We start from the raw sequence: 297 nt of genomic DNA, 5'->3' as shown, positions 1-297 counted from the left end.
GAGGCCACTGAAAAAGTCTATTAAGACTTAAATAGTAATGAAAAGGAGTAGAAATCGAAGATTTTCTACTCCTTTTTTTGTATCTTAAAAGAGTAAAAATATTCTTTTACCTATGCTAGATCAACAACAAAAAGTTCAATTTAGTGAATACAGTTCATTGTATGATTTAATTGTTCCAAAAGAGAATTTACTAAGGAAAATCAATAATTTAATAGATTTTTCTTTCATTTACGACGAATTATTAACCAAGTATTGTCATAATAATGGGCGAACCGCAGAATGTCCTATTCGAATGTT

The 297-nt window shown here is 27.9% G+C and carries 1 protein-coding gene; it reads left to right on the top strand.

What is annotated here, in order from left to right:
* Nucleotides 1–112: 112 nt before the first annotated feature.
* On the top strand, nt 113–297 hold a 185-nt coding region (locus Q4Q35_RS18050; RefSeq protein WP_496559760.1), incomplete at its 3' end, for a transposase.

It is taken from the genome of Flavivirga aquimarina, assembly GCF_030540835.1.
Lineage (GTDB): Bacteria > Bacteroidota > Bacteroidia > Flavobacteriales > Flavobacteriaceae > Flavivirga > Flavivirga aquimarina.
This window is presented reverse-complemented; position numbering and strand designations above follow the sequence as displayed.